This window comes from Streptomyces sp. TRM68367, from assembly GCF_014495685.1.
Lineage (GTDB): Bacteria > Actinomycetota > Actinomycetes > Streptomycetales > Streptomycetaceae > Streptomyces.
Window position 1 is genome coordinate 153674 of the sequence record NZ_JACTVI010000002.1, and the last position, 22491, is coordinate 176164.

General features: G+C 70.2%; 20 protein-coding genes and 1 riboswitch. Of the genes, 9 read left to right on the plus strand and 11 right to left on the minus strand.

Annotation, left to right across the window (positions count from 1 at the left end; translation table 11 throughout):
* Positions 1-107: 107 nt before the first annotated feature.
* On the plus strand, positions 108-1382 hold the full coding sequence (locus tag H8R17_RS02130; RefSeq protein ID WP_399476137.1) for a DegT/DnrJ/EryC1/StrS family aminotransferase: 1275 nt from the start codon (positions 108-110) through the stop codon (positions 1380-1382).
* A gap of 225 nt (positions 1383-1607) precedes the next feature.
* Here H8R17_RS02130 and H8R17_RS02135 read toward each other — a convergent pair whose 3' ends face one another.
* Positions 1608-2381 carry a cytochrome c biogenesis protein CcdA gene (locus tag H8R17_RS02135; RefSeq protein WP_187821358.1) on the minus strand — a complete coding sequence of 258 codons (774 nt, stop codon included), beginning with the start codon at positions 2379-2381 and terminating at the stop codon, positions 1608-1610.
* Positions 2378-3061: a thioredoxin family protein gene (locus tag H8R17_RS02140; protein ID WP_187821359.1), complete on the minus strand. Its 684-nt coding sequence runs from the start codon at positions 3059-3061 to the stop codon at positions 2378-2380. The genes H8R17_RS02135 and H8R17_RS02140 overlap by 4 nt, the downstream gene beginning before the upstream one ends.
* A gap of 262 nt (positions 3062-3323) precedes the next feature.
* Between H8R17_RS02140 and H8R17_RS02145 the strand changes: the two genes are divergently transcribed.
* Positions 3324-4004, plus strand: coding sequence for a response regulator transcription factor (locus tag H8R17_RS02145; protein WP_187821360.1), 681 nt, complete (start codon positions 3324-3326; stop codon positions 4002-4004).
* A gap of 1 nt (position 4005) precedes the next feature.
* Positions 4006-5346 carry a cell wall metabolism sensor histidine kinase WalK gene (locus H8R17_RS48515; RefSeq protein WP_223124532.1) on the plus strand — a complete coding sequence of 447 codons (1341 nt, stop codon included), beginning with the start codon at positions 4006-4008 and terminating at the stop codon, positions 5344-5346.
* Between the two features lie 156 nt (positions 5347-5502).
* Here the strand turns inward: H8R17_RS48515 and H8R17_RS02155 are convergent, their stop codons facing one another.
* Together H8R17_RS02155 and H8R17_RS02160 are read right to left on the minus strand one after the other, a co-directional pair.
* Complete coding sequence (locus H8R17_RS02155; RefSeq protein WP_187821361.1) at positions 5503-5784, minus strand: hypothetical protein; 282 nt, start codon at positions 5782-5784, stop codon at positions 5503-5505.
* Positions 5785-6012: 228 nt separating this feature from the next.
* Positions 6013-7872, minus strand: coding sequence for a PA domain-containing protein (locus H8R17_RS02160; protein ID WP_187821362.1), 1860 nt, complete (start codon positions 7870-7872; stop codon positions 6013-6015).
* Between the two features lie 296 nt (positions 7873-8168).
* Between H8R17_RS02160 and H8R17_RS02165 the strand changes: the two genes are divergently transcribed.
* A complete protein-coding gene (locus H8R17_RS02165; RefSeq protein ID WP_187821363.1) occupies positions 8169-8486 on the plus strand; it encodes a metal-sensitive transcriptional regulator in 318 nt (105 codons plus the stop codon).
* Positions 8487-8839: 353 nt separating this feature from the next.
* Here H8R17_RS02165 and H8R17_RS02170 read toward each other — a convergent pair whose 3' ends face one another.
* Both H8R17_RS02170 and H8R17_RS02175 read right to left on the minus strand, forming a co-directional pair.
* Positions 8840-11122 carry a cation-translocating P-type ATPase gene (locus tag H8R17_RS02170; RefSeq protein ID WP_187821364.1) on the minus strand — a complete coding sequence of 761 codons (2283 nt, stop codon included), beginning with the start codon at positions 11120-11122 and terminating at the stop codon, positions 8840-8842.
* Positions 11123-11234: 112 nt separating this feature from the next.
* Positions 11235-11528 carry a heavy-metal-associated domain-containing protein gene (locus tag H8R17_RS02175; protein WP_187821365.1) on the minus strand — a complete coding sequence of 98 codons (294 nt, stop codon included), beginning with the start codon at positions 11526-11528 and terminating at the stop codon, positions 11235-11237.
* 210 nt (positions 11529-11738) lie between these two features.
* A riboswitch (cobalamin riboswitch) is annotated at positions 11739-11808 on the plus strand.
* Positions 11809-11859: 51 nt separating this feature from the next.
* On the opposite strand from H8R17_RS02175, the gene H8R17_RS02180 reads away from it, so the two are divergent.
* Complete coding sequence (locus H8R17_RS02180; protein ID WP_187821366.1) at positions 11860-12096, plus strand: CbtB-domain containing protein; 237 nt, start codon at positions 11860-11862, stop codon at positions 12094-12096.
* 10 nt (positions 12097-12106) lie between these two features.
* A complete protein-coding gene (locus tag H8R17_RS02185) occupies positions 12107-12859 on the plus strand; it encodes a CbtA family protein (protein ID WP_316959280.1) in 753 nt (250 codons plus the stop codon).
* A gap of 66 nt (positions 12860-12925) precedes the next feature.
* On the opposite strand, the gene H8R17_RS02190 is transcribed toward H8R17_RS02185, so the two are convergent.
* The 4 genes from H8R17_RS02190 to H8R17_RS46220 all read right to left on the minus strand — a co-directional run bounded on the left by H8R17_RS02190 (position 12926) and on the right by H8R17_RS46220 (position 15893).
* On the minus strand, positions 12926-13303 hold the full coding sequence (locus H8R17_RS02190) for a cupredoxin domain-containing protein (protein WP_262504929.1): 378 nt from the start codon (positions 13301-13303) through the stop codon (positions 12926-12928).
* Between the two features lie 323 nt (positions 13304-13626).
* Positions 13627-14508 carry a DUF5134 domain-containing protein gene (locus H8R17_RS02195; RefSeq protein ID WP_187821490.1) on the minus strand — a complete coding sequence of 294 codons (882 nt, stop codon included), beginning with the start codon at positions 14506-14508 and terminating at the stop codon, positions 13627-13629.
* A gap of 210 nt (positions 14509-14718) precedes the next feature.
* Entirely contained in the window at positions 14719-14955 is a 237-nt protein-coding gene (locus H8R17_RS02200; protein WP_187821369.1) for a hypothetical protein, read from the minus strand.
* A 266-nt stretch (positions 14956-15221) separates the two neighbouring features.
* Positions 15222-15893: a M23 family metallopeptidase gene (locus H8R17_RS46220; RefSeq protein ID WP_262504930.1), complete on the minus strand. Its 672-nt coding sequence runs from the start codon at positions 15891-15893 to the stop codon at positions 15222-15224.
* A 1113-nt stretch (positions 15894-17006) separates the two neighbouring features.
* Here H8R17_RS46220 and H8R17_RS02210 point away from each other — a divergent pair.
* Positions 17007-17711 (plus strand): vancomycin high temperature exclusion protein, encoded by a 705-nt coding sequence (locus H8R17_RS02210; protein ID WP_187821370.1) that lies wholly within the window; start codon positions 17007-17009, stop codon positions 17709-17711.
* Positions 17712-17994: 283 nt separating this feature from the next.
* Here the strand turns inward: H8R17_RS02210 and H8R17_RS02215 are convergent, their stop codons facing one another.
* A complete protein-coding gene (locus H8R17_RS02215) occupies positions 17995-19419 on the minus strand; it encodes a hypothetical protein (RefSeq protein ID WP_187821371.1) in 1425 nt (474 codons plus the stop codon).
* Between the two features lie 340 nt (positions 19420-19759).
* Between H8R17_RS02215 and H8R17_RS02220 the strand changes: the two genes are divergently transcribed.
* Together H8R17_RS02220 and ccsB are read left to right on the plus strand one after the other, a co-directional pair.
* The gene (locus H8R17_RS02220; protein ID WP_316959281.1) at positions 19760-21379 is read left to right on the plus strand and encodes a cytochrome c biogenesis protein ResB; all 1620 of its coding nucleotides are present in this window, start codon (positions 19760-19762) and stop codon (positions 21377-21379) included.
* Positions 21376-22482 (plus strand): c-type cytochrome biogenesis protein CcsB, encoded by a 1107-nt coding sequence (gene ccsB / locus H8R17_RS02225; RefSeq protein ID WP_187821372.1) that lies wholly within the window; start codon positions 21376-21378, stop codon positions 22480-22482. The genes H8R17_RS02220 and ccsB overlap by 4 nt, the downstream gene beginning before the upstream one ends.
* Positions 22483-22491 lie beyond the last annotated feature (9 nt).

Below are 22491 nucleotides of genomic sequence, written 5' to 3' on the forward strand. Positions count from 1 at the left end.
CCGTCCGCTGTGATCCCACCCTCAAAGGACGTCACCGGTCACCGATTGGGAGCTGGTCATCCCGCATGACTCTCCTTGCCTCCGGAAGTCTCGGGTGACCGCATCGAATGGAAAGGGGAGCCGTGCGGTCAGGAGAGTCTCCACATCCATCGCCGTCGGCCGGCGGTGCCCTCGAAGATCTGATGCGTGAGCGGCTCGGCCGTGAGTGCGTGTATGTCCCGTCGTGCAGACTGGCCGTGTACCTGGCACTACGCCGCTGGTGCGCTCCTGGTGGAAGCGTCCTGATGTCGCCGGTCAACGACGACGTCATGGTGTTCGTCGTGCTGGCAGCCGGGCTGCGTCCCGTAATGGCGCCGGTGTCACCTCGGGACGGGAACATCGACATCCGCGCGGTGCCGGAATCGACCTGGCGCAGCGTAAGCGCGGTGCTGACGACCAACGTCTACGGCATGCCGGACGACGCGGACGAACTGCGCACTCGGTGCGACCGAATGGGCATCCCCCTCCTTGAGGACGCAGCACACGCGATCGGTACGACGCTGGGCGACCGCCCGATCGGCACCTTCGGAACAGCCGCGGCTTTCAGCCTGGGCAAGCACGCGGGGGCGACCGGTGGCGGATTCCTGGCGCTGGAGGACCCAGCGGACCGCAAGGCGCTGGAACAACTGCGTGATGAGCTGCTGGCGCCGCGGCAGCTGCATCGGGACCTGGCGTACACGCTGCGCCCTCTCGCGCGCGCTGCGGTACAGCGGCTCCATCTGGTCCGACCCGTATGGAGGACCATGCGGACCCTGGGGCTGCTGGAACGCGAACGCTTTCGTATGGAGCTCCAAGAACGGCACTTGCGGGAGAGCACGGGCCGCAGTCCGGACCTGGGAGCCTTCGACCGCTGGGTGCGAGTCGATCTGCACGGATACCGCAGGGAACACGGACGCGTTCTGCAGCGCACGCTGAGGCGGCGGATGAGTGGCCTGGACGCGGACCTGTCTCGGCGGCGTGAGGGTACGAGGCTGCTGGGCGGCACCGTCTGGGCTGCCGCGGGCGTGAGGGGCGCGGTCGCGGAGGGGGTGCAGGCTCGCCACGTGCCGCCGCTGTTCCGCGTGCCCCTGATGGTGCGCGACCGGGACGAGCTGGTGGCACGTCTGGAGCGGTGCGGTGTCGTGATCGGGTACCTGTACGACCCGCCCTTGGACGACTTCGCCGGACCCGAGTTCGTGGAGCCGTCCCCGGCGCCTGAAGCGGCCCGCTGGTTCGCGGCGCACGCGCTGCCGGTGGACCCCCTCCTGGCGCGGAGGATGATGCGCCTGCTGCAACGGGAGGCTCCGGAGCCGGCGGATCCGTTTCCGGGCCCGGCCGTAGGCGACCAGGCGCCGCGAGTGTGATTCCAGGCCTCGGCCCCGCTCGGCCTCCGTCGGCCGTGCACATCGCATCCGCCAGCTATGGGACGTCGCTTGTGCCGCGGCCTGAGACTGCGCGGGCGCGGGCGGTATGCCGCCTCGGCGAGGTCGCTCCCAGTGCTGCCCGTGCAGGCTGAAGAGGGAAAGTTCGCCCGTGCGGGCTCGTATCCGGGGCGGAGAACCTGAACGCTCCCCATGCCATGGGCGGATTCACAGTGGGAGTTGGAAACCTGTGATGAGTGTCTGAAGCTGAGCGATGAGCTGCCCCCACCAGCCGGTCACCTGCATGACCCCCACCGCCACCAGCAGCACTCCACCGACTCGCATCACCGTCCGCGCGTGCCGCCGCGCCCAGGTGAAGCGTCGCATCGCGCCGTCGAACGACGCCGCCGCGAGCAGGAAGGGAATGCCGAGTCCGAGGCTGTACGTGAATGAGAGGAGGGCCCCGCGCCCGGCGCTCGCGCTGTCCGCCGCCAGGGAAAGGACGGCCGCGAGCGTGGGGCCGATGCACGGCGTCCAGCCGATCGCGAAGAGCGCGCCGAGCAGCGGCGCGCCCGCGAGGCCCGCGCCGGGCCGGACGGAGGGCCGCCAGCTGAACCCGGCCAGCGGCAGCTTGTCGAGCAGCCCGGCGAAGACCAGGCCCAGCACGATGGTGAGCGAGCCCAGCACGATGCCGAGCGTCCGCTGGTGCGCCACCAGCACGGCACCCGCACCACCGAACAGCGCCCCGTAGCTGGTGAAGACGGCGGCGAAACCGCCCACGAACAGCAAACAGCCGACCAGAACCCGCCATCTCGTGCCGCGCCGCCCCGCGTCGGCGGTGCTCGCGCCAGACATCCCGGCGACGTACGAGAGATAGCCCGGGACCAGGGGGAGGCAGCAGGGCGAGAAGAAGGAGAGCGCTCCGGCGGCGAGTGCCAGGAGGAGGGCGACGGCGAGCGGCCCTGTCAGGACCGTTTCGCCGACACCGGCGGCCACCGTCACTTGTCCGTACCTCCGCCGTTCTTCTCCGCGGCGAGATCCTTCACCAGCTCGCTCAGGGTCGTGTAGGTGGTCCGGCCGATGATGCGGGCGGCGATGCGTCCGTCACGGTCGATGATCACGGAGCTGGGAACCGCGGACAGCGGGATGCGTCCGTCGAAGCCCAGGAGCAGCTTGCCGTCGGGGTCGCGGAAGCTGGGGTACGTGATGCCGTAGTTCCGCTCGAAGGCCTTCGCCGCCGCGTCGTTGTCCCGTGTGTTGATGCCGACGAACCGCACGCCGAGGTCACGGGTCTCCTCGGATACCTTCTTCAGATCGGGCGCCTCGGCCCGGCACGGCGCGCACCAAGATCCCCACACATTGAGCACGATCACCTTGCCGCGCAGGTCGGCCAGGTCCAACTGATCGCCGGTGATCGTCTCGCCGCTGAGCATGGGAGCCGTGGGCCGTTTGCCTGCCGGGTACTCGGTGAGTCCCTCCTGGGTGCTGGAGGCGGCGGCCTTCTCGGTGTCCGACGAGCCGGAAGTCGTACTCGTCCCGCACGCGGCGAGCAGCAGAGCGGCCGCGACCACGCCGGAGGCCCGCCACCGAACCCTGGTACGCAGCCGCGAGCGGTCGGCGCGTCGGTCTGCCGGTGGTGGCGCTGTGGGGGCGGAGTGGGTGCGCGGTGCCGTTGGGGCCACGGCTGTCTCCTTCGGCGATAGAATCTTCTAAGTAGCTTAGGAAAGCCGCTTCGGTGCCTTGAAGCCGGGGTGCCGCGAGGGCGGCAGGCCGATGTGATGAACCTGGACGGGCACCGACTTGGGCCCCTACTGGCGTCGATGGTCGGACCACGGCCTGCCCTCGTGTGAAGGCCTCGCGGGAAGGGGCCATAGGCGGCTGTGGTTCCCTGACACCGGACCGGCGTAAGAGCCCCGGCAAAATTGGCGGCGAAGGGAGCGGCCCATGCGGATCCTGCTCGTGGAGGATGAGCCGCGGATCGCCGAGACGGTGCAGCGGGGGCTGGCCACCGAGCACATCGAGGTCGACGTGGAGTCCAACGGCGTCGACGGGTTGTGGGCGGCGACCGAGCGCGACTACTACGACGTCGTGGTCCTCGACATCATGCTGCCCGGCCTCAGCGGCTACGAGGTCGTCAAGCGGATGCGTGAACGGGACGTGTGGACGCCCGTGTTGATGCTCACGGCCAAGACCGGCGAGTACGACGAGGCCGACGCGTTCGACCTGGGGGCCGACGACTACCTGACCAAGCCCTTCTCCTTCGTGGTCCTGGTGGCGCGGTTGCGGGCGCTGACCCGGCGGGGCTCGGCCGAGCGTCCCGCGGTGCTCGCGGCCGGTGACCTCACCCTGGATCCCTCCCAGCACCGGGTGGCCCGCGGCGGCGCCCGGATCGAGCTGACCCCACGTGAATACGGCGTGCTGGAGTTCCTGATGCGCCGCAAGGGCACGGTGCTCGCCAAGACCGACATTCTCGGCGGTGTCTGGGACGCCCACTACGACGGCGGCGAGAACGTCGTCGAGGTCTACATCCGCTACCTCCGCAGGAAGATCGACGAACCGTTCGGCCGACAGGCCATCCGCACCGTGCGCGGCGCCGGGTACCTGCTCGACCCGGAGGGTGGCTGAGGTGGCCGCGCGCCCGGTGACCCGCGTCGGTGTCCGCCGCCGTCTGGTGTGGGCCACGGTCGCCGTGACGGCCGTCGCCCTGGTCCTCGGTGCCGTCGCTGGGATCCTCGTGCTGCGCCAGGTGCTGCTCGACTCGACCGAGAGCACCCTCACCACGGCGATCGAGGAGATCGAGGACAGCCCGACCTCCTCGCACCCGCACGGCTCGGACGACCGGGTCCAGTGGAACCCGCACCAGAAGGTGGCAGTGGTGCAGCTTGTGGATTCCTCCGGCAAGCTCGTCGCGGGCAGCCGTCCGGACACGCCCGTCGCCGACCTCGACCCGGAGCCCGGGCAAACCGCTCGGACGGAGACCGACGGGCTGCTCGTGCTGAGCAAACGGGTCGCGCTGGACGGCGCCGACTACACCGCCGTGGTGGGTGAGCCGCTCCGCCCCATCAACGTCGCCGTCAACACGGTCGTCGTCATGGCCGCGGTCGCGGTCCCGCTCACCGTGGTGTTGATGGGACTGCTCGCCCGTCGGCTCACCGGGCGGGCACTGGCTCCGGTCGAGCGCATCCGGGAGCAGGTGGCCGCCATTGGAGAGGCCGACCTGGCTCGCCGAGTCCCCGAGCCCGGAGGTGAGGACGAGATCGCCCGCCTCGCGGCCACCATGAACGAGATGCTGGCCCGACTGGAGAGCGCGCAGCAGGCACAGCGACGCTTCGTCGCCGACGCCGGGCACGAACTGCGCTCCCCGCTGACCACCATCACCAGCGTCCTGGAACTCGCCGAACGCAACGGCGGGCTGACCGACCCCGACTCCCTGCGCACCGCCCAGGACGAGACGCGGCGGCTGGGCGCTCTGGTCGGGGATCTGCTGCTGCTCGCCCGCTCGGACGAGGGCGGCCTGGCGCTGCGCCGCGACGAGGTGGACCTCGACGACGTGGTCGACGCCGAACGGGTGCGGCTGCGCAGCACGACCGATCTGGCGGTCGAGGCGAGCCTCACCCCGGTCAAGGTGCGCGGGGACCGGGACGCGCTGGCACGGCTGGTCCGCAACCTGGCGGACAACGCGGCCCGGCACGGCCGGACCCAGATCCGGCTGGTCACAGCGGAGGACGCCGGGGACGCGGTGCTCGAAGTCAGCGACGACGGGCCTGGTGTGCCGGCCGGAGAGCGCGACCGGGTCTTCGACCGGTTCGTCCGGCTGGACGACGCGCGGGGCCGGTCGACCGGGGGCACCGGCCTGGGGCTGGCGATCGTCCGGGAGATCGCCCGCGAGCACGGCGGTACGGCCGAGGTCGTCGAAGCACCCGGCGGCGGCGCCCTGTTCCGGGTACGGATCCCCCGGCTGCCGTAAGCGAAGACAGCAGGCAAACGGCCCGAGGGGCGCACGCCGCCCTCGGGCCGTATCGGATGGCGGCTCGGTGGTCAGCCCGACTCCTCGGAGTCGAAATCGGACTGCTCGAACCGGTTCAGGCGCCCGAGCCCCAGTCGTCCCTCGGGGCGCTCCGTGTCAGCCCTGCTCGTGGTCCTCACCGTGCTCGACACCTGCGGGGCACGTGTGGTCCTTGCCGTGTTCGCCACCGCCGGGGTGCTTGTGGTTCTTGCCGTGCTCGACGCCCTCGGGGCGCTCGTGGCCGGGACCATGCTGCTCCGACTTCTTGGCGGACTCGGAGACCGCGGGCGCCTTGGGCGAGTCGGTTGAAGTGCCCGCGTACGCGGTCCCGGCGATGCCCAGTCCGATGGGCACGGCGATGACCGCGGAGACGGCGACGAGCTTCTTCTTCAGGTTCATTGACTGCCTCTCAAATGCTTCGTCCCGGTGGCTCTCGCCGGGACGAACCCAATGTGCCGGGAGGCCACTGAGAGCAACCTGAGTGCTTCTCAGCGAGCGTTAAGCTTCGCGGCCCCTCGCCTGTGTGGCCGTCGGGTTGGGAGGCCCCTCGCGCCGTCAGAGACCGACCTCAGCGGGGCCCCGGCCGCTCTCCGAAGCTGCAAGGGACCCCGCCGCCCTCAGATCACCTCAGTGACCGGTGTACTCGAAGATGTACAGCCCGAAGTCCCGGTCGGAGGCCGCGACGTACTCCTTCCCGAAGGAGTTGAAGGTCTGGACACCCCAGAAGTTGTTGCCGCCCTCGTCGATGAAGCGGCCGACCTCCACGAGGTTGTCATTCTTGATCTTCGTGACCCGGAATCCGCCCGCGTAGTAGGCGAAGTACGCCAGGTCGGGCCGGACACCGGAGGTCGCCACCTCATGGACCGACAGGTCGCCGGAGCCGGAGGCGTACGCGGGGTCCTGGCTCTCCGGGATGGCGTACGTGTCCAGCTCGGTCATCTTCCCGCCCTTGTTGCGGTAGAGGTGCGCGTAGCCCCAGCCGTCGAAGTGCGAGGAGAAGGTGAGCCGGTCGCCCTTGGTGCCGATGTCCACCGGCAGGGTGGCGGGACCGGTGCCGGCGAGGCAGTCGTCGTTGCTGTAGGGCTGGTCGAAGACGGCGAAGCCCTGGCCGCGCGGTGCTACGCCGAAGGTCGGCAGAGTGCCCTCGACGCCCATGCCGCTCTGCGTGTCGCAGGCGTCCGAGCCGGTGCGGTTGAAGACGAGTATGGCGTCGTAGCCGCCCGCTGCCTCGACGTTGGCGGCCTTCTCGGTGAATGTGCAGACGCCGCGCTCCACGACGGCGATGTCCACGGCGGCCGGGTCGCCCGCGGGGATGGCGGGGCTGTCGTTGCAGCCCAGGCCGGCGTACACCGTGTCGCCGGTGATGGTCTTGCCCGCCTCCAGCGGGATGCCCTGGCCGGCGGTGACGGCGGTGTTGTCGTCCAGGTTGCGGGCCGAGAGGGCGTACGGGGCGAAGTCCTCGTCGGCGCCGATCACATACCGGTTGCCGAGGGTGAACTCGGCCTGGTGACCGTTGCCTTCCGGCGCCACGTCGCGCCCGTTCGCGGCGCCCTCGGGGTCGGGGTTGGTGAAGTCCGTGTCGCCGATGTACGTGAGGTTCTTCGGGTCGGTCGCGTCCAGGGCGACGTAGCCCGCGTCCCAGTAGGAGGCCAGCAGGACCTGGCGGCCGCGGATGTTCTTGACGACCATGTCGTGCAGGAACATCTCGGTCAGGTTGTCCGGGGCCGCCTGGACGATCTGCGGGAACGTCTCGTCGAGGTCGTACTCGGCGATGAGCTGCGGCTTCGCCGGATCCGTGATGTCCATGATGTCGACATCCGTACCCTCTTCGTTGTCGACGATCGCCGCGTACGCCTTCCGGCCCGCGTCCCACGCGAACACGCTGTGGATCTGACGGGCGATCTCCGTCGGCTCACCTTCCAGCGTGAAGTCGCCGACGCCCTCGGCGAGCACCTTCGGCTTGGTGGGGTTCGTGACGTCGTAGATGTTCATGCCGCCGGAGCCGGTGTCGCCGCAGATCTCGTTGTTGCTGACGAGCACGTCACCGTTGAAGGACGGCGTGGAGAGGTGCACCGTCTGGATGCCCTCGCCGGGGGCGCTGCCCGCCGGGGCCGGGATGAAGCCGACTTCCTTGGGCTTGCTGGGCTTTCGGATATCCACGACGTACACGCCGGTGTTGTCGCAGCCGACGCCGCCCCAGGAGGCGAGGTAGGCGTAGCCCTTGTAGACGCCGACGTCGGCGATCTTGCCCTCGACGACGTTGCTCAGCTTGAGTTTGCTGACCAGTCGGACGTCTTTCTGAGTGGCTGGCAGATGTCCGTCGCTGCCGCCGTGCTGGTCGTGGCCGTGGGTGGCCGCCGCGTTGTCGATGGCGCCGTCGGTTGCCGAGACGCCGTCGTGTGCCTGTGCGGAACCGGCGAGAGCGGTCGTGGCGAAGAGTATCGCCGCGAGCACGCCCACGCCGGTCTGTCTGTGGGCCTTGCGCATGCTTGACCTCCACTCGTGCGGCCGGGGTGACCGGCCCAAAACGAGGTGATGCCGGCCACCAACTGACCGGCACCGCGAAGGTACTTAGTACGGTGATCAACCGTAAAGGTCTTTAACCTGATCGTATTTTGCGGGACTTGGGCTGAGCGTGGTACGCGTGGGAGTCGTCGATTGGGTGATGGGCGGCAGATCCTCTGCGGGTCGGCAAGGCCTCCTGCGGGTCGGCATGACGAGCGCCGAGACACAGTTCACGTTCGCCTCCTGTCTGAAGCCGCCGGCGAATACTGTTGGGGCGTATGGACCAGCAGGAACAGACCGAGGCCGAGCAGGCGCCGCCGGGCTATCGCGAGGGCAAGGACGCCGTCCTCAAGCGGCTCCGCCGCATCGAGGGCCAGGTCCGAGGCCTGCAGCGCCTGGTAGAGGAGGACCAGTACTGTATCGACGTCCTCACCCAGGTCGCGGCCACCACCAAGGCCCTCCAAGCGGTGGCGATGCAGCTACTGGAAGATCACCTCGCGCACTGCGTCCAGGACGCCATGACTGCCGGAGGAGACGAGGCGCGGGACAAGGTCGCGGAGGCTACGCGGGCCATCGCCCGGCTGCTGCGCACATGATCTCCGACCGGTTGCTCGATCCCAGAGGTGCACTCGTTGGCGTTGGTGCAATGTTGCCGATGGGTGGGGGAGTGCGCTGGAAGCACGTGGCGCACCCGGCGGACGCTTGAGGCGGGAGCGCGCCGGCAAGTCAGCGGCATAGAGGCATTGCGAATGACTGCGGTCCTCGGTGCTCCGGTGATAAAGCCGCAGACTTCGCTGTGTGCACGCCGTCGTCGGCGGAGGCGGAGTGCTTCCGGCGCGCTCGGGGACTGAGCCGACGAACCGAGAGACCAGCCGAGCGACGGGCCCGACACCGAGGCGCCCGGCCTCATCGGGCCGGGCGCCTCAGCGAAAGGCGTAAGCCCTCACGGTCACTTGAAGGACCGCAGCCGCAGGCTGTTGGTCACCACGAACACCGACGAGAAGGCCATCGCGGCGCCCGCGATCATCGGGTTGAGCATGCCGGCGGCGGCGAGCGGCAGGGCGGCGACGTTGTAGCCGAAGGCCCAGAAGAGGTTGCCCTTGATGGTGGCCAGGGTCTTGCGGGAGAGGCGGATCGCGTCGGCGGCCACCCGCAGGTCACCGCGTACGAGGGTGAGGTCGCCCGCCTCGATCGCCGCGTCCGTGCCGGTGCCCATGGCCAGGCCGAGGTCGGCGGTGGCCAGGGCGGCCGCGTCGTTGACGCCGTCGCCGACCATCGCGACCGAACGGCCCTCGGCCTGCAGTCGTTTGACGACGTCGACCTTGTCCTCGGGCAGGACCTCGGCGATCACCTCGTCGATGCCCACGGAACGGGCGACCGACTCGGCGACGAGTTGGTTGTCGCCGGTCAGCAGGACGGGCTTCAGGCCGAGACGGCGCAGTTCGGCCACCGCCTCGGCGCTGGTCTCCTTGACCGCGTCGGCGACGGTGAGGACACCGCGCGCCTCGCCGTCCCAGGCGACGGCGACCGCCGTACGTCCCTCTGCCTCTGCCGCGGCCTTGGCGTCGGCCAGCTCATGGGGCAGCTCGATGACCCACTCCTTGAGGAGCTTCTCGCGGCCCACGAGTACGGCGTGACCGTCGACGACGCCCTGTACGCCGAGGCCGGCGACGTTCTCGAAGTTCTCCGGCACCGGCAGGCTTCCGACCCGCTCAGCGGCACCGGCCGCGATGGCCTGGGCGATCGGGTGCTCGGAGGCGTGCTCCAACGCGCCCGCCAGCCGCAGCAGTTCGTCCTTGTCGACGCCCGGTGCGGGGATGACGTCCTGGAGCTGCATGCGGCCCGTGGTCACTGTGCCGGTCTTGTCCAGGACGACGGTGTCGACGCGGCGGGTGGACTCCAGGACCTCGGGACCCTTGATGAGGATGCCGAGCTGGGCGCCGCGGCCGGTGCCGACCATGAGGGCCGTCGGGGTGGCGAGGCCAAGGGCGCACGGGCAGGCGATGATCAGGACGGCCACGGCGGCGGTGAAGGCCGCGGTGGCGTCTCCGGTGACGAACAGCCAGGTCAGCAGGGTGCCGAGGGCAAGGAGGATGACCACGGGGACGAAGACCGAGGAGATCCGGTCGGCGAGGCGCTGCACCTCGGCTTTGCCGTTCTGCGCGTCCTCGACCAGCTTCGCCATGCGCGCGAGCTGGGTGTCCGTGCCGATGCGGGTCGCCTGGACGACGAGCCGGCCGCCTGCGTTGACGGTGGCGCCGGTGACGGCGTCCCCGACGGTCACGTCCACCGGCACCGACTCGCCGGTCAGCATGGAGGCGTCCACCGCCGACGCGCCCTCGACGACGGTGCCGTCGGTGGCGATCTTCTCCCCGGGGCGTACGACGAAGCGGTCACCGACGGCCAACTGCGCGACAGGGATACGTACTTCCTTGCCGCCCCGCAGCACTGCGACGTCCTTCGCGCCCAGCTCCAGCAGCGCCCGCAGCGCCGCACCCGCCTTGCGCTTGGACTTCGCCTCCAGGTAGCGCCCAGCGAGGATGAACGCGGTCACCCCTGCCGCGGCCTCCAGATATATGGAGGATGAGCCGTCCCCGCGGGAGATGGTGAACTCGAAGCCGTGCCGCATGCCCGGCATCCCGGCGTGCCCCCAGAACAGCGCCCACACCGACCAGCCGAGCGCGGCGAGCGTACCGATGGACACCAGCGTGTCCATGGTGGCGGCGCCATGCCGGGCGTTCGTCCAAGCGGCCCGGTGGAAGGGGAAGGCGCCCCAGACGACGACCGGGGCGGCCAGCGTCAGCGACAGCCACTGCCAGTTGTCGAACTGCAGGGCCGGCACCATCGCCATCAGGACGACGGGCACGGTGAGTACCAGCGACACGTACAGACGCTGCCGCAGGGACAGCAGTTCACCGTCCGCCGCCGGAGTGGCCTCGCCCTCGCTCGTGTCGGCGGTGCCGGACGCGGGCGGGGGCGGCTCCTCGGCGGTGTAGCCGGTCTTCTCGACGGTGGCGATGAGGTCGGTCACCTCGACGCCGTCCGCGTAGGAGACCTTGGCCTTCTCGGTGGCGAAGTTGACGGTCGCGGTGACGCCGTCCATACGGTTGAGCTTCTTCTCGATACGGGCCGCGCACGACGCACAAGTCATGCCGCCGATGGAGAGCTCGACCGCGGAGGTGGGCGCGGGTGCCGTGTCGGGGACGGCCTTCTCGGGAGCCGTGCTGGTCATGGGCGTATCTCCAGGGAGAGGCCGGGACGTACAGCGTCCGTATCAGCGGAGCGGTACGTCCCGGCGTGGGGAGGAATTCGCTGTTCGGGGCCGTGGACCCCGAAGGAGGTCGTCAGGCGCGGCCGACGAGCTCGTACCCGGCCTCGTCGACGGCGGCGCGGACGGCCTCCTCGTCGAGCGGTGCGGTGGAGGTGACGGTGACCTCGCCGGTCTTGGCGACGGCCTGGACCGCGGTAACGCCGTCCAGCGCGGATATCTCCTGGGAGACCGCGCCCTCGCAGTGGCCGCAGGTCATGCCGGACACCTTGTAGGTGGTGGTGACGCCGACGCCCTCGACATCGACCGTGGCGCCGGAACCGCACGAGCCGCAGCAAGAGTCGGAGCTGGAGTTCGTCTGGGTGGTCATGGCTACTTCCTCGGGGTGTGGGTGCGTGGGTTGCTTTCCGGGAGGGGCGTCGACCCTGACCCCTCCTGTGACATCAACACTATACCCCCGAGGGGTATTCCTGCGCCCGTGGTGCCGCCCACACGGGCCTGTCCGGTCGCCGCGTTTCTCGCTAACCTGCTTAGTAAGCGTCGCGGCCTGCGACGACAACTTCACATCGAGGCGACGGTGAGCAGGAACCCGGTGAGAATCCGGGGCGGTCCCGCCACTGTGACCGGGATGTCCCGGGAGTCAGACACTGACCCGTCGTCCTCCTGAACGGCGGGGCGTGTGCACCCCGCGAGGAGGTTCCATGAGTGCTTCGGCGATTCCCGAGGCGCGACCGGCCACCGGGCTGGTCGTCCACCCGCTGCGAGACGGGCTGATCGCAGCCGCGGCGGTGATCCTCGCCCTGGTCGCGCTGGACGCGGTCTTCCTGGACCAGGGCGCGCTGCTCTCGCCGGTGCTGGGCAAGGTCGCGACATCCGCCAACTACGTCCACGAGTTCGCCCACGACGGCCGGCACCTCCTTGCCGGCCCCTGCCACTGAGGGGGGACAGGTGACGTCACTTCTGTCCCTGCTCGGGCGAGGCACGCTCGCCGGTGGAGCCGCTGGACTTGTCAGCGGAGGATTCTCGTGGCTGCTCGCCGAGCCGGTACTGGACCGGGCGGTGCGGCTGGAGGCGGCCCGCGAGGAGGCGAGCGGTGCGGGACCGGCCGCGGCCGAGGTCTTCTCCCGCTCCACGCAGCACGCGGGCCTGCTCGTGGCCGCCGTCCTCACCGGAGCGGCGCTCGGGGTCCTCTTCGCCGTCGTGTACGCGATCCTGCATCGCCGTGATCCGGACGGTGCGCCCTGGCGGCGGTCGCTGACGCTGGCGGGCGCCGGCTTCACCGGGGTCTGGCTGCTGCCTTTCCTCCGCTATCCGGCGAACCCGCCCGGCGTGGGTGATCCGGGAACGATCGACACCCGCGTCAACGCGTGGCTCGCGGCCATCGCGATCGGGGTGATAGCCGTCGTCCTGGCCTGGCGTGTCCACGGATGGCTGGCGGAGCACGGACGTCCCGCGCCGCTGCGTCAGCTGGCCGTGACGGCCATCGTGCTGGCCGCGCTGGCTTCCCTGTTCGCGCTGCCCGACAACCCTGATGCGGTGACCGCCCCCGCCACGCTGGTGTGGGACTTCCGCGTGCTCTCGGCCGCGTCCATGGGCCTGCTCTGGGGCGGTCTTGCCGTGGGCTTCGGGCTGCTCGGCATGCGGGCGGCCCGCGCTCGGACGGCGCCAAGCGTGCGCACCGCGCCCGTGCCGGTCGGCTGACGCCGCAGCGGTGTGACCTCGGTCGGTGCCCGTGTGTGCACGGGCACCGACCGGGTCCGGGGCGCCTCAGCGGACGATCAGAGTGCCTGTCATGTTCGGGTGGAAGGTGCAGACGAAGGCGTACTCACCCGCCTTGGGCGGGGCTGTGAACGTCCCGGACTTCCCGCCGGCGATGCTCCCGGTGTCGAAGGCATCGTCTTCCGTGGCCGTCACGGTGTGGGCGGCGGAGTCCTTGTTGACCACGGTGATCTTCTCGCCAGGCCGCACCTCCGGATTCGCGGGGCTGAACGCGAAGTTCTCCATCGTGATGCTGCCCGTGTCGGCTGGGGCGGTCGAGGGGCTCGTGGGGGAGGAGGTGGGGCTTGGTGAGGTCGTGGCGGGTTCGTTGTCCCCGCCGGCACAGGCGGTCGCGAGCAGCAGGACGGAGGCTGCTCCGAGCGCCAACGGGACGCTACGCCTGCGGAGACGTGAAGGCGACATCGGACCGGACCCTTCGGACGGGCGCCCGCATGCGGCCTGCGCTGGGGAACTCGGAGTCCGAGGCCGTCCGGGCGCGTGGATCGCGTGTGTCCATTCTCGCCGTCCCGGACGCCGAATACGAATCGGCTTTGCATGACGCGGGTCGATCGGGTCGATGCTGAGCGATTCGAGTCCGCGCTGAGTCCACTCCGTGCGACGTGAAGCCGATGTCAATGCCGGCCACGGTGCACCGTGCTTGGTCCCCGACGCGGCGTCGTCCTAGTGGTCAGCGACGACTCGGCTGGCTCTCACGCGGCCATCATCAGCAGCATCGCGGACATGGTTCCGCCCATGCCGATATGGGCTGCGAGCGCCGCGTCCGGCGCGGCTCCGAGCTTGCGGCGCCGTCCGTGGCCTGACCGCTGGTCCGTCCTGGTCCTGTCCCACACCGAGAGCGTCAGCGACGCCAGGTAGACGAACACCGTGTCCGGCATGGCGAGCAGCCAGCGGCTCCAGCCGGACTGGGAGCCGGCACTCCGGCCGCCCCGTCTGGTGCCCCGGACCCTCGCCCACACGGACGCGCCGATCGACAGCAGGAAATAGACGGCGAGAGCCGCGATCACGAACCGCCATGCAGAACCGGACCCGGCGGAGGAACCGGCGTCAGCCGCGGCATTCGTCATGCCCGGCGTGTCCATCCCGTGCATGGATCCCGCCCCGTGCATGGACTCCATGCCCTCCATCTCGTGTGTGCCCGTCGTGCCCGTCGCGCTCGCTGTGTTCTCCATGCCCGGCATGTGCGCCATGGAGTGCCCGCCGCCCAGCGCGAGTACCGGACCGGACGACGTGCTCGTCATGGCCAGCGTCATGATCACCATGCCGAAGCTGCCGACGATCAGGTGCACCCAGTGACGGCCGTGCTTCCACCCGCCGGCGCGTGTGTGCTTGACCGCCATCGCCACAGCCCCGAGCCCGAGGATGCCGAACGCCACCGCCCACCAGATGCCGTAGCCCGCGTACCAGCCGACCGTCGCCGGCAGGGCCATGGCCGCCATGCACAGCCCCATGAGCAGGTCGCCGCCCGCCGCGAACCGGGTCTCACCGCTGGTGGTCACCACCCGGACCGCGCTGACCGCTGCCACCAGAGCAGAGACCAACGCGATGGCCCAACTGAGCGCGAGGATTCCCATCTTCACCTTTCCGTTCGTCCGAGCTGGCGGGCCTGCGCTGCCGACGCCGCCTCGTCGTACGGAGCACCGCGAGGCGCTGCCTGGGCGTTAACTGCTAGTGCCCTTAGTACGTTTCGGAGTCGGAGGGTGTTCAGGTGGCCGGTGGGATTGCGTACCGCGGTCTGGCCGACGACTTGTAGGAGTACCGGAACCGTCTCCGGCCGGACGGCCTCAACCGAAGTCGTTGACCTGGTCGACCGTCGAAGGACCGGTGGCCTGCCACTCCTGCGCGCTCAGCAGGCGGGTCCGCTCGGCGAGCCGGTGCAGGCCAGCGACGGCGCCCCGGTCGAGGGATGCACCGCTGTAGCCGACATAGGCGACCACGCCGGGCGTCGGTTCCCAGGCCAGTACGCCGTTGCCGCCGAGCTCGGACGTGACATCGGAGTGAAGGGAGACGGGTGTCCTCATCGGAGCGCTGGGTGTCCAGCCCGCACGGCCGACGACGACCTCCGCAAACGCCGACCGGCTGGGCTCAGCCGAAGGGTGGGAGCCGGCCCACGCGCGGAGACGAGCGGGGCGTCGCGCACGGAAGGCCGCCCACTGGACAGTTACGGTTCGCCCTCCCCGCGGTGCTCGGCTCCCTGCGCGGGATTCCGTGGCTCAGGCTCCCGTCTGCGCACTTCCGGGCGGGCACCTGCCGCCGGTGGCGCTTCCATCGGCCGTCGTGGGCGGTGCTACGTCGGGTCGAGGCCGTGGCTGCGCAGCCACGCCAGCGGATCGATCGCATCGCCGCCGCCGGGGTGTACTTCCAGGTGGAGATGAGGCCCCGACGAGTTGCCGGTGCTGCCCGCATAGGCGATGACGGTCCCCGCCTGGACGAAGCCGGAGCGGATCCTGGCACTGGCGAGGTGGGCGTACCAGGTCTGTGTGCCGTCGGGGGCGGTCACCTTGACGAGGTTCCCGTAGTACGGATTCCACTCGGCGACGACCGTGCCGTCGGTCACGGCCTTCACCGGCGTGTTCATGGGTACAGGGAAGTCGAGGCCGGTGTGCCGACTCGACCACATGGACCCGGCCGCTCCGAACAGCTCGCCGACTCCCTTCTGCGCGACGGGGAGTACGAACTTGGGGCGTAGTGCCTCCCTGCGCGCGGCCTCCGCCTTCTTGCGTTCCGCTTCCTCCCTCCTGCGTCTCTGTTCCTCACGCCGCTGTTGGTCGAGGTCGATGCGTTCCTGTGTACGGCTCGCGCGCTCGGCGAAGTCGTCGGCTTCTCGGCTGAGTGTGCGGAGCTGGGTGTCGAACTCGTCGTTGGCAGTGGAGGGTTCGACAGCAGGGTCCGGGGCGGCCTGCGCGGCCTTGCCGCTGCTGCCGCCGAGGCCGATGGAGGCGGCAGCGATCCCGGCCATGCCCACGAATGCGACCGAGGGAGCGACCACTGTCAGGAACGCGGATCCTCGGCGCGGAGCTCTGCGACGGCGGCTGCCGGCGCGGCGCGTTGCCGGCCGGTCCGGGGGAGCGCTGGGGGACGTGGCTTCGGGCGCACTGTGGCACACGGGGATCTCACCGTGTGGCGGCGCTTGGCCCGGTGGTTCCTCGCTGGCAGAGCTGTGGAAATCGATGAGCTCGGCAGTGCCGTACGAACGGAGGGCGTCGGAGCTGTCCGGGGGCGGGGGAAAGTCCTGCGGGGGAAAGGCTGGATCGGTGGTCTCCACCCAATGGGCTCCGCACCACTGGCCGCTCGGATCCGTTCGGTATCCGGGGGTCTCCCACGTCAGAGCCGTGTCGTTGTGGCCGCTCTCGTGGTGGTGCCACGTCTGGTGGCCGAAGGCCTCGCCACCAGGCGCGCCGATGCCGTACTCGCCCGGTATCGCACCGAACAGCGGGTCCGGGTCGGCATGTCCGGTGTGGGGCTGACCAAGGCTGTGGACAGGATGGCCGTAGGGCTCGTACCGGGCTTCCCCCCAGGGGCTCTCCGGCCACGGCATGTACGGGGAGGCGGCAACGGGGACTGCCGAGGTCGGGATCCCCGACGCATGACGGTCGTCCACCAGCACCTTCTCTTTCACCTGGACAGCCGAGGGAGATCGGCGACTGCACCGGGGAGAGTCCGTACGAACACCAGAACGGCCTTAGATCTCGAGCGGATACTAAACCACTACGTAGCATCTGATGGCGAGCCGAGCGTGCGACGGCCGCGACGATCGTCGCCGACAGCCCGCACAGTGCGACCGTGGGGCCGCCCGACTCGCGCTGTCTTTCTGCAGGGAGGGTGGCACGTAGGGCGGCCGAGCTTCCTGCAGGACCTCGAAGAACCAGCCCCGACCGGGCCCCACTACGCCTTCGTCGAGGCCCGGTGCCACTGAGTGAAGTTGGTCACGCTGCGAGGGCGAGTGGGGACCATGTGCGGCGTCTTTCGTTTGTCAGAGCGCTGGTTGCTGTCCGGGACGACAGAAACAGCCGAGCCACACAAGCCGCCACCGCTGAGCACGGTGGCCCACGAACCGGGGGGAACCACTGTCATGCGCCTGCCGCGCCCGCACCCGAGCGCCATCCTCAGGCCGTGTCTGCCGCGCACCCGCGCGGGGCAGCGGCGGGCCGTGCAGGCGGTGATGCTCCTGTGCGTGCTGGCGCTACTGCCCGCGACGTGGGTGTTCACGGCGGCGGACGGCCGGTTGCGGACGACGGCCGACGCCCCGCGCACCGGGGTGGCCGTGGTCTTCGGCGCGGGCCTGTTCGGGAACGGCGAGCCGTCGATTTTCCTCGCCAACCGCCTCGACGCGGCGGCGGAGTTGTACCGAGAGGGTCGTGTCGAGGTGGTTCTGGTCACCGGCGACAACAGCACCGTGCACTATGACGAGCCGCACGCCATGCGCCACTACCTCACCCATCGCGGCGTGCCCGACGCCAGCATCGTCAGCGACCACGCCGGCTTCGACACCTGGGACTCCTGCGTGCGGGCCAAGAAGATCTTCGGCGTCGACCGCGCGATCCTCGTCAGCCAGGGCTTCCACATCCGCCGGGCGGTCGCCCTCTGCCAGGAGGCGGGCGTCGACTCGTACGGCGTCAGTGCGGCCGACCACCACGACGCGGTCTGGTACTACAGCGCCACCCGCGAAGTGTTCGCCGCGAACAAGGCGGCGCTGGACGCGGCGTTCGAGCCGGACCCCCAGTTCCTCGGGCCGAAGGAACCGGGGGTGGCGCGGGCGCTGGCAGGCGCGCGGTGATCAGCCGTCGGCTGAGGCCCGGTGATCAGAGGACGGCTGACAACCCGTTTGAATGGCGGCGAGCGCTTCTCCAGAAGCCACGCGGGTCGGCCCGTTTGATCCTCCGGTCGCGGACAGGGCGTCGAACGCGCGTCGTTCGGAGGACGTGCCGTCACCAAGGCCCGTCTCCAGGGGCGCGGTCGACGCACTCCCGGGCCGCCCGCTCCGCCGGACTGCCGGAGCGTCACCCGGCAGTCCGGATTCCGGGCCATGGCAGTCCCGTCGTCGGGACACGGTGGCACGCTCACCCCTGCGGCAGAGGTGTACGGCGGCCAGAGCGGGCGACGGCGACCAGGATCACGCCCGACAGCCCGTACAGCGCGACGGTGGCAGCCGTCCTGCCCGCGCCGTCCTTCTGCGGGGCGGGAGGCACATAGAGCGGCCGGTTCTCGTGCAGGAGCTGCGAGGAGCCGGCCTCGACCGGGATCCAGGTCTCCGTCGTCGAGGCCCCGGCGTCGCGGAAGGCGGCGTAGACGAACCAGCGGCCGGACTCCGGCACCGTGACGTACCCGCGGTACACGCCGACGCCGGACGAGGTGAGAGGGGCGGACAGCTCCTGCCCGGCGCGTCGTGCGACAAGGACGGCGCGGCCGGATGCGCTCGGCTCGGGAGACACGGTGACGTCGATCCGGGAGCCCCGCGCGGTCGTCCGCCAGTGGGCCTCGCCCGCCTCGGTCCCCTGACCGGGGTCGTGGGCGATCGCGCGCTCGGCGGACAGCAGGGGCAGCGCCAGGGTCAGTGCGGCGACCGTGAGCCCGGCTGTCCGGATCACAGGGAGCCGGGTGCGTGGCAGCCCCTCGGCGGCGAGCACGACCAGTGCCGAGCCGCCCAGCGAGAGGAGCAGGGACGGGACAATCTGGTCGGCCGCGACGGTCGAGCCGTGCGGCAGGAGGGGGAGGAGCGGTACGTACGCCGCGTGTACGGCGAGGGGAACGACGGGCGCGAGCCCCCACGGGGACGTCCGCCACCTGCGGACCGCGTCGGCCGCGAGGGCGACGACGAGCACGGGCGGCACGATCGGCGTGGAGTGCCCGAGACCGGCGAGAACCGGAATCACGGCCAGCCGCACGGCGGTGGCGACCAGGGCCGCGCGCGTGACGGCCCACGGATGCGGGTCGAACCGCCGGATCAGCACGATCGCGAAGGTGAGCCCGGTGGCGGCGGCCGGCAGAAACCAGACGGCTGAGTACTGCGGTACGTCCGACTCGTACTCCATGACCGGTGCCAGCGAGGCCGCCAGGACGAGTCCGCTGCCGAGCACCAGAGGCCGGCCGCCGCCCTCGGTGGCGATCGCCCGGAGCAGGGTGACGGCCAGAGCGAACGTGGCGACGATGCCCAGCAGGTGGGGCGGACTCCACAGCACCGCGTCCCGGCCGAACGCGATGTGCCAGGCCTCGTCCGCCGGAGCCGAGACACCGATGGCTCCGGCGGACACGACCGCCCACCGCAGCAGCGGATCCGCCATGGTCGTACGCAGCCCCTGGGAGCGGGCCCTCCCGATCCCCCACCATGCGGTGGCGGCGAGCGTCACCATGAGCGAGCCGTAGAGCAGTACGTGCGGTGCGCTCCAGAAAGTGTCCCGGCCAACGTCGGTGTGCAGGGAGTCGTCCCAGTACATGCTGAACAGTGCCAGCAGCCCGCCCGCTGTCGCTGCGATGAGCCGGTTCATGTTCCCCGCCCGCCTCCGTGGTTGACGACGCTCGATACGACGAACATATACCCCCTAGGGGTATGGGGGAACCTGCTGTGGAAGGGTCGTATTGGCGGCTTCCGGGGTCGCCCCGGTGGTGCTGCCCGCTGTGCCGTCAGGCGATGCCGCGCGAGGTCTCCTCTTCCCTCTGGTGCTCTAAAGGTTTTCGTAGATGATCGGCGGAACCTTATGCTCCCTCGACTCTCGGGGTGCCTGCCGTACCGGATATGGCATGTGTCAGACTCGGCCCGTGGCTACTAACAATTTTCGTAGTCTCGCCGATCCTCCCACGCAAGGCGATGCCCCTACGAGTGAATCCGTGCCGCAGGTCGGCGAGCCCAAGGGGCTCGGGCCGGTCGGCTGGCTGCGCTGGGGCTGGCGTTCGCTGACCATGATGCGCACGGCCCTCGTCCTGCTGCTCCTGCTCGCGCTCGCCGCTGTGCCCGGTTCCCTGGTCCCCCAGGAGGGACGGCAGCCCGCCCAGGCCGCGGAATTCCGCAGGCGCTACCCGGATCTTGCCCCGCTCCTGGACAAGCTCGGCTTCTTCGACGTCTACGCTTCGCCCTGGTTCGCCGCCGTCTACCTGCTGCTCTTCATCTCCCTGGCCGGCTGCATCGTGCCGCGGACCAAGCAGTACGTACGTATCCTGCGGTCCCGCCCGCCGACGGCACCGAGCCGCCTGGACCGCTTGCCGCAGCACGTCGCCTGGACGGCGTCCTCCGACCGGGGCGAGGCGCTGCTCACTGCCGGGGACCTGCTGCGGCGGCGCCGCTTTCGGGTCGCCGTCGACTTTGAAGGGAACGGATCGGTCGCGGGGGAGAAGGGGTACCTGCGCGAGGCCGGAAACCTGGTGTTCCACACCGCGCTGTTCGGACTCCTCATCGCGCTCGCCGGCGGCAGCCTCTTCGGTACGACCGGCCAGAAGCTCGTCCTCGAAGGGGAGAGCTTCACCAACACCGTGACTCAGTACGACGACTTCACCCCCGGCACGCTGGCCTCGGCCGACAGCCTCCAGCCGTTCGGCTTCCGGCTCAAGGGGTTCTCGGCCACGTATCAACGCAGCGGTCCGCAGCGCGGCACCGCCAGCTCCTTCGTCGCGAAGCTGAGCTACACCGAGGGCGACGGTGGTCGGGCCCGTGATGCCCTCGTGGAGGTCAACAAGCCGCTGGAGGTGGGCGGTTCGAAGGTGTTCCTGGTCGGCCACGGTTACGCCCCCGTGGTGACCGTTCGCGACGGCAAGGGCGAGGTCGCGTGGCAGGGGCCCGCCGCGTTCCTGCCGCAGGACGGCAACCTGCGCTCGGTGGGTGTGGTCAAGGCGCCCGACGCCCGTGACCGCAACGGCAAGCGGGACGGCCTGGGCTTCTCCGGTTTCTTCCTGCCCACCGTCCAACTGACCAAGGACGGCTGGTTCTCCAGCTTCCCCGCCCCCGACGACCCCGTCATGGTCCTGACCGCTTACCACGGCGACCTTGGCCTGGACAGCGGGCGGCCGCAGAACGTCTACCAGCTCGACTCCAGCGGTATGACGCAGTTCCGGAAGGCCGACGGATCGCCGTTCGCGCAGGCGCTGCGCCCCGGGGACCGGATGAAACTCCCCGGCGGAGCCGGCTCGCTCACCTTCGACGGCATCAAGCAGTGGGCGAGCTTCCAGATCGCCCGCAACCCCAGCAACAGCACGGCCCTGTGGAGCTCTGTGGCCATGGGCCTCGGCCTGTGCGCGTCGCTCTTCATCCGCCGCCGACGGGTGTGGGTGCGCGTCGAGCCCCTGCTGGGCGGCCGCGTACGGATCGTGGTCGCCGGACTGGACCCCGGCGGTACCGAGCGGACGGCCGAGGAAGTGACCGAACTCGCCGACGAGTTGCGTGAGCGGTTTCCCGCCCTGCGCACAGCCACGCCGGACGTGAACACCCCAGAACCCGTGCACCAGGAGCAGAAGTGAGCGGTACCTCTCTCGCGGACCAGAACCTGGCCCAGCTCGCCAACTGGCTGATGTACTCGGCCATCGCCGTCTATCTGCTCGCCTTCGTCGCAGCCTGCGCCGAGTGGGCGTTCGGTGGCAGCACCAAAGTCGTTCGCGTATCCGCTGCCGCCTCGTCGGCACAACAGACTCCGGTCGCGCCCTCACGCGGCCGGACGAGGAGCGTGGCCGTGGACGGTGCAACAGGAAGCAGCACGCAAGTGCTGGCACCGCCCGCGGCCACGTCTCCGGAAGAACATCGAGCCCCGGCGGGCGACGGCTCCGGCGCGGCCGGTGACAGCCCCAGGGCCGACCTGGTCGGACGGATCGCCGTCGCGCTGACCGTGCTGGGGCTTCTGCTCCACTTCGGCTCGGTCCTCGCCCGGGGTCTCGCGGTGAGCCGCCCGCCGTGGGGCAACATGTACGAGTTCTCCACCGCCTTCGCCCTGATGGCGTCGGCCGCGTACGTGGGCCTGCTCGCGGCCCGGAAGCCCGTGCGCTGGCTGGGAGTTCCGGTCCTCTTCTCGGTCCTGCTGACCCTCGGCCTCGCGGTGTCGGTGCTGTATGTGGACTCCGCGCAGCTCGTGCCGGCGCTGCACTCGTACTGGCTGTGGATCCACGTCTCCGCCGCGATCATCTCCGGCGGCGTGTTCCACACCGCGGCCGTGGTCACCGTCCTGTACCTGTTCCGCGACCGATGGGAGCGCGAGGTCGCGGCGGGCCGAGTCGAGGGGCGGACGGCGGGGCTCTGGCGGCGGCTGCCGTCCGCGCGGACGCTGGACAAGCTGGCGTACCGGCTGACGGGTCTGGTGTTCCCGCTGTGGACCTTCGCGGTCATCGCGGGCGCGGTGTGGGCGGAGGCCGCGTGGGGCCGCTACTGGGGCTGGGACCCCAAGGAGACCTGGGCCTTCATCACCTGGGTCGCCTACGCCGCGTACCTGCACGCCCGTGCCACTGCCGGGTGGAAGGGCCGGCGCGCGGCGGTGCTCGGGCTCGTGGCGTTCGCCACCTTCGTCTTCAACTACTACGGAGTCAACATCCTCATCACCGGTCTGCACTCGTATGGAGGACTGCCAACCCGATGAAGAGCTCAT

What these genes read in the sequence shown, in the direction of transcription:
- H8R17_RS02130 (WP_399476137.1), top strand. Translation starts at nt 108, where the DNA reads ATGGAAAGGGGAGCCGTGCGGTCAGGAGAGTCTCCACATCCATCGCCG.
- H8R17_RS02145 (WP_187821360.1), top strand. Translation starts at nt 3,324, where the DNA reads ATGCGGATCCTGCTCGTGGAGGATGAGCCGCGGATCGCCGAGACGGTG.
- H8R17_RS02155 (WP_187821361.1), bottom strand. Translation starts at nt 5,784, where the DNA reads ATGAACCTGAAGAAGAAGCTCGTCGCCGTCTCCGCGGTCATCGCCGTG.
- H8R17_RS02160 (WP_187821362.1), bottom strand. Translation starts at nt 7,872, where the DNA reads ATGCGCAAGGCCCACAGACAGACCGGCGTGGGCGTGCTCGCGGCGATA.
- H8R17_RS02165 (WP_187821363.1), top strand. Translation starts at nt 8,169, where the DNA reads ATGGACCAGCAGGAACAGACCGAGGCCGAGCAGGCGCCGCCGGGCTAT.
- H8R17_RS02170 (WP_187821364.1), bottom strand. Translation starts at nt 11,122, where the DNA reads ATGACCAGCACGGCTCCCGAGAAGGCCGTCCCCGACACGGCACCCGCG.
- H8R17_RS02175 (WP_187821365.1), bottom strand. Translation starts at nt 11,528, where the DNA reads ATGACCACCCAGACGAACTCCAGCTCCGACTCTTGCTGCGGCTCGTGC.
- H8R17_RS02180 (WP_187821366.1), top strand. Translation starts at nt 11,860, where the DNA reads ATGAGTGCTTCGGCGATTCCCGAGGCGCGACCGGCCACCGGGCTGGTC.
- H8R17_RS02195 (WP_187821490.1), bottom strand. Translation starts at nt 14,508, where the DNA reads ATGGGAATCCTCGCGCTCAGTTGGGCCATCGCGTTGGTCTCTGCTCTG.
- H8R17_RS02200 (WP_187821369.1), bottom strand. Translation starts at nt 14,955, where the DNA reads ATGAGGACACCCGTCTCCCTTCACTCCGATGTCACGTCCGAGCTCGGC.
- H8R17_RS46220 (WP_262504930.1), bottom strand. Translation starts at nt 15,893, where the DNA reads ATGGCCGGGATCGCTGCCGCCTCCATCGGCCTCGGCGGCAGCAGCGGC.
- H8R17_RS02210 (WP_187821370.1), top strand. Translation starts at nt 17,007, where the DNA reads ATGCGCCTGCCGCGCCCGCACCCGAGCGCCATCCTCAGGCCGTGTCTG.
- H8R17_RS02215 (WP_187821371.1), bottom strand. Translation starts at nt 19,419, where the DNA reads ATGAACCGGCTCATCGCAGCGACAGCGGGCGGGCTGCTGGCACTGTTC.